General features: G+C 68.3%; 11 protein-coding genes. 7 read left to right on the top strand and 4 right to left on the bottom strand.

Annotation, left to right across the window (positions count from 1 at the left end; translation table 11 throughout):
* Positions 1–13 precede the first annotated feature (13 nt).
* From BGN95_RS23085 to BGN95_RS23100, 4 genes are read right to left on the bottom strand one after another with little or no spacing between them, the layout of a single operon-like run.
* On the bottom strand, positions 14–1,276 hold the full coding sequence (locus BGN95_RS23085; protein ID WP_286774142.1) for a flagellar hook protein FlgE: 1,263 nt from the start codon (positions 1,274–1,276) through the stop codon (positions 14–16).
* Positions 1,277–1,296: 20 nt separating this feature from the next.
* The gene (locus tag BGN95_RS23090; protein ID WP_265270580.1) at positions 1,297–1,998 is read right to left on the bottom strand and encodes a flagellar hook assembly protein FlgD; all 702 of its coding nucleotides are present in this window, start codon (positions 1,996–1,998) and stop codon (positions 1,297–1,299) included.
* A 3-nt stretch (positions 1,999–2,001) separates the two neighbouring features.
* On the bottom strand, positions 2,002–2,421 hold the full coding sequence (gene flgC, locus BGN95_RS23095) for a flagellar basal body rod protein FlgC (protein ID WP_432423326.1): 420 nt from the start codon (positions 2,419–2,421) through the stop codon (positions 2,002–2,004).
* On the bottom strand, positions 2,418–2,762 hold the full coding sequence (locus BGN95_RS23100) for a flagellar basal body rod protein FlgB (protein WP_265270577.1): 345 nt from the start codon (positions 2,760–2,762) through the stop codon (positions 2,418–2,420). The genes flgC and BGN95_RS23100 overlap by 4 nt, the downstream gene beginning before the upstream one ends.
* 349 nt (positions 2,763–3,111) lie before the next feature.
* Between BGN95_RS23100 and BGN95_RS23105 the strand changes: the two genes are divergently transcribed.
* The 7 genes from BGN95_RS23105 to BGN95_RS23135 form a co-directional block, all read left to right on the top strand.
* Entirely contained in the window at positions 3,112–3,783 is a 672-nt protein-coding gene (locus BGN95_RS23105) for a motility protein A (RefSeq protein WP_286774143.1), read from the top strand.
* Positions 3,780–4,322: a flagellar motor protein MotB gene (locus tag BGN95_RS23110; RefSeq protein ID WP_286774144.1), complete on the top strand. Its 543-nt coding sequence runs from the start codon at positions 3,780–3,782 to the stop codon at positions 4,320–4,322. The genes BGN95_RS23105 and BGN95_RS23110 overlap by 4 nt, the downstream gene beginning before the upstream one ends.
* On the top strand, positions 4,319–4,819 hold the full coding sequence (locus BGN95_RS23115; RefSeq protein WP_179512785.1) for a flagella basal body P-ring formation protein FlgA: 501 nt from the start codon (positions 4,319–4,321) through the stop codon (positions 4,817–4,819). Before BGN95_RS23110 ends, BGN95_RS23115 begins: the two co-directional genes overlap by 4 nt.
* Positions 4,820–4,887: 68 nt before the next feature.
* On the top strand, positions 4,888–5,178 hold the full coding sequence (gene flgM / locus BGN95_RS23120) for a flagellar biosynthesis anti-sigma factor FlgM (protein ID WP_179512786.1): 291 nt from the start codon (positions 4,888–4,890) through the stop codon (positions 5,176–5,178).
* Positions 5,165–5,479 carry a flagellar protein FlgN gene (locus BGN95_RS23125; RefSeq protein WP_265270572.1) on the top strand — a complete coding sequence of 105 codons (315 nt, stop codon included), beginning with the start codon at positions 5,165–5,167 and terminating at the stop codon, positions 5,477–5,479. Before flgM ends, BGN95_RS23125 begins: the two co-directional genes overlap by 14 nt.
* A 220-nt stretch (positions 5,480–5,699) precedes the next feature.
* On the top strand, positions 5,700–6,554 hold the full coding sequence (locus BGN95_RS23130; protein WP_286774145.1) for a lytic transglycosylase domain-containing protein: 855 nt from the start codon (positions 5,700–5,702) through the stop codon (positions 6,552–6,554).
* Positions 6,555–6,560: 6 nt separating this feature from the next.
* Positions 6,561–7,200: FHIPEP family type III secretion protein (locus BGN95_RS23135; RefSeq protein WP_286774146.1), on the top strand; the 640-nt coding region annotated here is incomplete at its 3' end.

Raw genomic sequence — 7,200 nt, forward strand, 5'->3', positions numbered from 1 at the left:
GCGTTTCGCTGGATCACGAACGCAGGTTGATGATCGTCTGCGAGATCTGATTGTCGGTATCGAGCGCCTTGGAATTGGCCTGGAAGTTGCGCTGCGCGGCGATCAGGTTGACCAGTTCCTCGGTGATGTCGACGTTCGACTGTTCGAGCGTGCCGCTCATCAGCGAGCCGGCGCCGTTGCTGCCGGCCTGCCCCGCGACCGGCGCCCCCGACAGCCCGGTCTGCGCCCAATAGCCCGACCCGAGCTGGCGCAACCCCGCCGGATTGCTGAAATTGGCGATCGCGACCATCCCGAGATTCTGCACGTCGCCGTTCGAATAGCTCGCCTTGACCAGCCCCTTGGCGTCGACGGTGACTCCCTGGAGCTGCCCGATCGCGGCGCCGTTCTGGCTGCGCGAGGCGACGTTGAACGGCGAGGCGAGCTGGGTCGTCGCGCTGCCGTAGCTGAGCGTGATCGTCTGCGCGCCGGTCGAGCCCGACGGGGTGACCGGATCGGAGGTCGAGCTGCCGCCCGCGGTGAGCTGGCCGCTGCTGTTGAAGGTCAGCGTGGTGTGATCCGCGCCGCCCACCGTCACCGCCTGATCGCCGATGAAGCTATAGGCCGACCAATTGGTGTTGCCCGCCGCGTCCGGGGTCGTCTCGCGCCGGAAATAGGTCGTCATGGTCAGCGGGTTGCCGCTGGTGTCGTAAACGGTGGTCGAGGTCGAATTGTTATAGGTCGACGGATCGAAGCGGCTGAACGCGCCGCCGCTCGGCAGCCCCGCGCTCGACGACAGGTTGAGCGAATAATTGACCGCGGTGGTCGGCACCGCGGTGCCGCTGGTCGCGGGGAGGCGGAGCGACACGGTCGATTCGATCCCGGTCGCGACCACCGCGCCCGATCCGTCGACCGGATAGACCTGCAGCCGGCCGCCGTTCGAATCGACCACTTCGTTGTCGGCGTTGACGCTGAACGCGCCGTTGCGGGTGTAATCGACCTGCGCCGCATCGGGATTGGGCTTCACCGCGAAGAAGCCGTCGCCCGAGATCGCGAGGTCGAGCCCGTTCGCCGACTGGACGAGATTGCCCTGGCTGAACTGCTGGATGTTGCCCTTGACCAAGACGCCCGACCCGACCGCCGAGGTCGGCGAGGAGGTGAGGTTGCTGGCGATGACGTCGGCGAATTCGGTGCGCGACTTCTTGAAGCCGTTGGTGGCGACGTTGGCCAGATTGTGGCTGATCGTCGCCATGTCGGTCTGCGAGGCCTGGAGGCCGCTAAGCGAAGTGTAGAAGGCCATGAATAGTGCTCCTGTTGGACTCAGCCGATCTGGCGAACATTGGCGGCGGCGACGTCGCCGATGCCGGGAAGGTTGAGGACGGCGCTGCCGCTGGCGGTCGACACCGACTGGACCGGCGCCCAGACGAGGCCGGTGGACGAAACGGTCGCGCCATTGTTCTGCGCGGTCACCGAAACGGTGAACGGCCCGCTGCCGGCATCCTGGCCCTGATCGGTCTTTCCATCCCAATCATAGGTCATGCTGCCCTTGGCATGCGCGCCGAGCTTCATCGTCTTGAGCACCTGCCCGTTCGAATCCGAGATGGTGACGTTGACGTTGGTGGCATCGCCGCCGAGTTCGACCGCGCCGGCGATCCCGCCCGAGGTGCGGCCATAAGCGGTGGTGCCGGGGACGAGGACGGTCTTGCCGATATAGCTCACCGCGTCGGCGGTGCTGGTCGCGCCGAGCTTGTCGGCGATTGCCTTGAGCGTCGTCGACATGTCGGTGATCCCGGCGAGCGACGAGAATTGCGCCATCTGCGCGACCATCTGCGTATTGTCGACCGGCGAGAACGGGTCCTGGTTCTGCATCTGCGCGGTCATCAGCCGCAGGAAATCGCCCTGGTTGAGCGAGGTCTTGCCGGTGTTCGACTGCGCATTGCTCGTCGTGTTCGACGTCGCGCCGTACCGCGGGATGCCGAGCGAGGCGAGCGTCGAATCATAGCTGCTGTTGGTGGTGGTCATGGATCAGCGCCCCATCTTGAGCGTATCGAGGATCAGCGTCTTGGCGGTGTTCATCACCTCGACATTGTTCTGGTAGCTGCGCGCGGTCTCCATCATGTCGACCAGCTCGCGGGTCTCGTCGACCGAGGCTTCGTAGATATTGCCGTCCTTGTCGGCGATCGGATTGCTCGGATCGTAGCGCTTGGTCGGGGTGCCGCCCGCGGTGACGACCTGCACCGCATCGACCGTCGACAACCCGGTCGCCTGATCGTAGCTGGTGCGGAACACCGGCTTGATCGAGCGATAGGCGGCATCCTCCGATCCGGCGGTGCCGCCGGCGTTGGCGAGGTTCGACGCGGTGGTGTTCATCCGCACGAGCTGCGCGGACATCGCGCGGCCCGCGACCTGGAAAATCGTCATCGGCGCGTTGGTCGCCATGCTCATTCTCCCTTCAGCGCGCGCGTGAGCGTCGCGATGCGCCCGTTAAGGAACGCCAGGGTCGTCTGATATTGGACGGCGTTTTCGGCGAAGGCGGTCTGCTCCTGGCTCAGATCGACGGTGTTGCCGTCCATCGAGGGCTGCAGCGGGGTGCGATATTTGACGCTATTGTCGAACCCGCTCGCACCGCCCTGCTCGACCGCGGACAGCGCCTGATGGAAATCGACGTCGCGCGCCTTGAAGCCGGGCGTCGACGCGTTGGCGATGTTCGACGCGAGCAACCCCATGCGCTGCGAGCGCACCTCGAGTGCTGTGCCGTGAACGCCGAACAACGTATCGTTGGCCATCGGGCCGGGTCTCCTGCACGGGAATGTGCGCGGAAGAGATCAGCAAAGGCCGTGCCAATTGCCGGCTGGAAGGGATTCGACCTCCGGCGGCAGCCCGAGGCGGCAAGATGTTGCCGGTCGGCCGGCAAGTTTGCCGGTAGCATCTGGGGCAACGCGGAAAATATGATCCGTTCACCCTGAGCTTGTCGAAGGGCGTCCTGCCGCCCGAGAGTTGGGGCCGCCCTTCGACAAGCTCAGGGCGAACGGAGGTGGCGAGATCCCACTTTTCCCGCCCACCGTCATACCGAATCAACTACGGCATGACGGCGCGACGACGGCAATTGGCACACGCCTTGCGTAGACGCGCAGCATGACTCCCGGCATGTTCCTCGATCCCTATGCGGCGGTGATCGTCATCGGCGGCACCGCGGTCGCCGCGATGCTGCGCACGCGGGCCGACGATCTCGGGCGGGCGTTGCGCGCGCTGGCGACGCTGCCGCGCCGCCGCTTTTCGGCCGATCCCTTGCTGGAGCAGATCGCCAGTCTCTCGCGCATCGCGCAGCGCCACGGCGCGGTCGCGCTCGATCGCTCGGTGATCGCCGACGCCGATCTCGCCACCGCGATCACGATGATCGTCGACGGCGAGGGCGCCGAGGCGGTCGCCGAGGAGCTGCGCCGCCGCCGCCGCGCGCGCGCCGAGCGTCACGCCGCCGCCGCCGATGCGTGGAGCGCGATGGCCGAGGCCGCTCCCGCGATGGGGATGGTCGGCACGCTGGTCGGGCTGGTCGCGATGTTCACCCAGATGAGCGACCCGCGCGCGATCGGGCAGGCGATGGCGGTGGCGTTGCTCGCGACGCTGTACGGCGCGCTGCTCGCCAATCTCGTCGCGCTGCCGATCGCCGCGCGGCTGCGCGCCGCGGGGCGGATCGAAGCAAGCGAACGCGCGCGGATCGAGGCGCCGGTCGCCGAGCTCGCCGCGCGCGAGGCGCCGCGCGCGTGCCGCCCGGTCAGCTTTTCTCCCGTGCGCGAGGATGTCGCATGAGCAGCGACGCCGCGCTCGACGATTTTCCCGCCGCGCCGCCGACACGGCCGCTGTGGCTGATCACGCTCGCCGATCTCGCCTTGCTGCTGGTCGGCTTCTTCGTGCTGCTCCAGGCCAATCAGAAGCTCGACCCGCATGCGCTGGCCGACGGGCTGCGGCAGGGCTTCGGCGGCGCGCCGCGCGCTGCGCCCGCACCTGCGCCGGTGGCGATGCCGCTCGCCGCCAATGCCTTGCGCGATTTCGCCCCGGGGTCCGCCGCGCTGCCGGCGGCGCCCGACGCGTTGGTCGCCTGGGCGAAGGACGCGGTGCGCGATCCGCGCGTGATGCTCACCGTCACCGGCGCGGTCGACGGCAGCGCCGCCGACGTCGACCGCGCGAGCGGCAGCGGCATCGTGCTCGCCACCGATCGCGCCCGCGCGGTCGCCGCCGCGCTCGGCACGGTCGCGCCCGGCCGCATCCTCGTTTCGACCACCAACCGGCCCGGCCCACGCCAGGTCACCGTCACGCTCGCCTTTGCGGGCGAAGGGAAATCCCGATGATCGCTCTCGCGTTGCTCGCCACCGTCGCCTTTCAGGATATCGCCGCGCTCGATCGCGGGGTCGCCGCCTTTACCGGGCGCGCGATCGGCCAGGAGGGCGGCCCGCGCGCGGTGGTCGACCCGCGGCTGCGGCTCGCCGCCTGCCCGATGGTCTCGATGGCGTGGCGCACCGAGGCGCATGACGCGGTCGTCGTCACCTGCACCGGCCCCGACTGGCGCGTCTTCGTGCCCGTGGTGATGCCGGCACGCGCCGCTGCCGCGCCCGCCGCCGCCCTCCCCGCCGCCGCGCGCAACGCCGAGAAGGTGATCCGCCGCGGCGACCCGCTGACGATCGAAGCGGGCGCGGACGGCTTCTCGATCACCCGCGACGGGGTGGCGCTGGGCGATGCCGCGGCGGGCGAGCGGCTGATGGTCAAGGTCGCCGACGGCCGCATGCCGGTACAGGCGGTGGCGGTGGAGGCCGGGCGCGCGACGCTGCCCGGCTGGGGCGACCAATAAAAAAATGCTAAAACTTCCCTACCGCCTGCCGTTTACCGCCATGTCAGCGGAACCGGAAAGGTGCGGACATGGTGGATTCGATCGGCACAGGGCCAGTCACGAGCGGCGACCGTCAGGTCGCGCCCGTTACGCGCGTGTCGCAGACGAGTGCGGTCAATCGCGTCGATACGCCGCCGGCGGCAGCCGAACAGCCGCAGACGCTGGCGGGGCAGCTTGCATCCAAGCCGCCGGTCGATTCCAACCGCGTCGAGCTGATCAAGGAAGCGCTGGCCAACGGCACCTTCCCGATCTCGCCCGCGACGCTGGCCGACCGGATGATCGCGCTGCGCTACGATTGGATGTCTCGTGACCCGGCGTGACGCGCTGATCCGCGTGATCGACACGCTCCACGCCGAAATCGGGGCGCTGAAGGCGAACGATATCGCCGGGCTGGAACGCGCGACGAGCGAGAAGCTCACCGCGATCGAAACGCTGCGCGATCTGGGCGACGGCCCCGCCGGCCCCGAGCTGCGCGAGCTGGCCGACGAGGCCAACCGGCTCAACGAAACCTGCCGCATCTATGTCAACCTGATGGCGGCCAATACCCGCCGGCGGCTGCAGATGCTGACCGGCGAAGGCGGCAACGCCTATCGCCGCGGGCCGGTCACGGCCTACGCGTAATTCTGTTTCCCCCCTTCCTTGAACGAGGAAGGGGCCGGGGGTGGGTCGGTGTGGGGGCACCGACCCACCAGCCCGTTTGCGACCTCCTTGTGCTCCCGCGAAGCCGGGAGCCCAGCCTGGGCCCTCGCCTTCGCGCGGGCACCGTTTTCTGCCCAATCCACCCTAAAACTGGCACGCTCCTTGCTGCGTCATTCCCCGAACAGGGAACAAACGCACGCCGATGACCGTCAACAGCATCGCCTCTGCCACAGGCCGCATCCAGTCCGCGATTCAGCGGGCGGCGGCGCGTACGGGGATCGATTTCGACTATCTGCTCGGGCAGGCCAAGGTGGAGAGCGGGCTCAACGCCTCGGCGAGCGCCGCCACCTCCTCGGCGCGCGGGCTCTATCAGTTCGTCGAGCAGAGCTGGCTTTCGGTGATGAAGCAGCACGGCGCCGAATATGGCCTGGGCTGGGCGGCGAATGCGATCAGCCGCGGCCCTTCCGGGCGGATGACGGTGAGCGACGCGAGCACCCGCCAGGCGATCCTCGCGCTGCGCAACAACCCCGAAATCGCCTCGGCGATGGCCGCCGAGCATGCCTCGGACAATAAGGACGCGCTGGAAAGCGCCACCGGGCGCACCGCCACCGGCACCGATCTCTATATGGCGCATTTCCTCGGGCTCGGCGGCGCGCGCCAGTTCCTCTCGACGATGCAGACCAACCCCGGGGCGAACGCCGCGGCGCTGTTCCCCGCCGCCGCGCGCGCCAATCGCGGGGTGTTCTTCAACAGCGACGGCAGCGCGCGCTCGCTGAGCGACGTCTATCAGCGCTTTGCCGCCAAGCTCGGCGACGGCGCCGGCAATGCCGGCAACACCGGCAACTCTTTGCCGGGCATGCAATTTGCCGCGCAGGCGCTCGACATGGACGGCGCGACGGTGATCACCGGCGCCAACCAGAGCGCAGGCGACGCGCTGAGCTGGGCCAGTGCCGCGCTCTCGGGGCGTACCGCGCAGGCGCAGACCGCCAGCCTGATGAAGCCGACGCCCGATACCGCACGGCTCGCCTATCTCATGCTCGCGAACCTCGGGGGCTGACGCGCGATGAAGTTCCTCGGCAATCCCCGCGCCGCCGCGCTGCCGCTCGCGATCCTGCTGCTCGTCGTGGTGATGGTGGTGCCGATCCCGGCGGCGCTGCTCGACGTGTTCTTCGTCGCCAATATCGCGATCAGCCTCGCGGTGCTGATGGTCGCGCTCAATGCGCAGAAGCCGCTCGATTTCTCGGCCTTCCCCTCGGTGCTATTGTTCGCCACCCTGTTCCGGCTCGGCCTCAACGTCGCCTCGACCCGCGTCGTGCTGGTCCACGGGCATGAGGGCGAAAGCGCCGCCGGGCATGTCATCGAGGCGTTCGGCACCTTCCTGATCGGCGGCGATTATGTCGTCGGCATCTTCGTCTTCGCGATCCTGATGATCATCAATCTGATCGTGGTGACCAAGGGCGCGGGGCGCGTCTCCGAAGTCTCGGCGCGCTTCACGCTCGATGCCTTGCCGGGCAAGCAGATGGCGATCGACGCCGATCTCAACGCCGGGCTGATCACCCCCGACGAGGCGAAGAAGCGCCGCGTCGAGGTGTCGACCGAGGCCGATTTCTACGGCTCGATGGACGGTTCGTCGAAATTCGTGAAGGGCGACGCGATCGCCGCGATCCTGATCCTCGCCGCCAATATCATCGGCGGGCTGATCC

This window comes from Sphingomonas sp. 66-10 (genome assembly GCF_001897045.1).
Taxonomy (GTDB): Bacteria; Pseudomonadota; Alphaproteobacteria; order Sphingomonadales; family Sphingomonadaceae; genus Sphingomonas; species Sphingomonas lycopersici.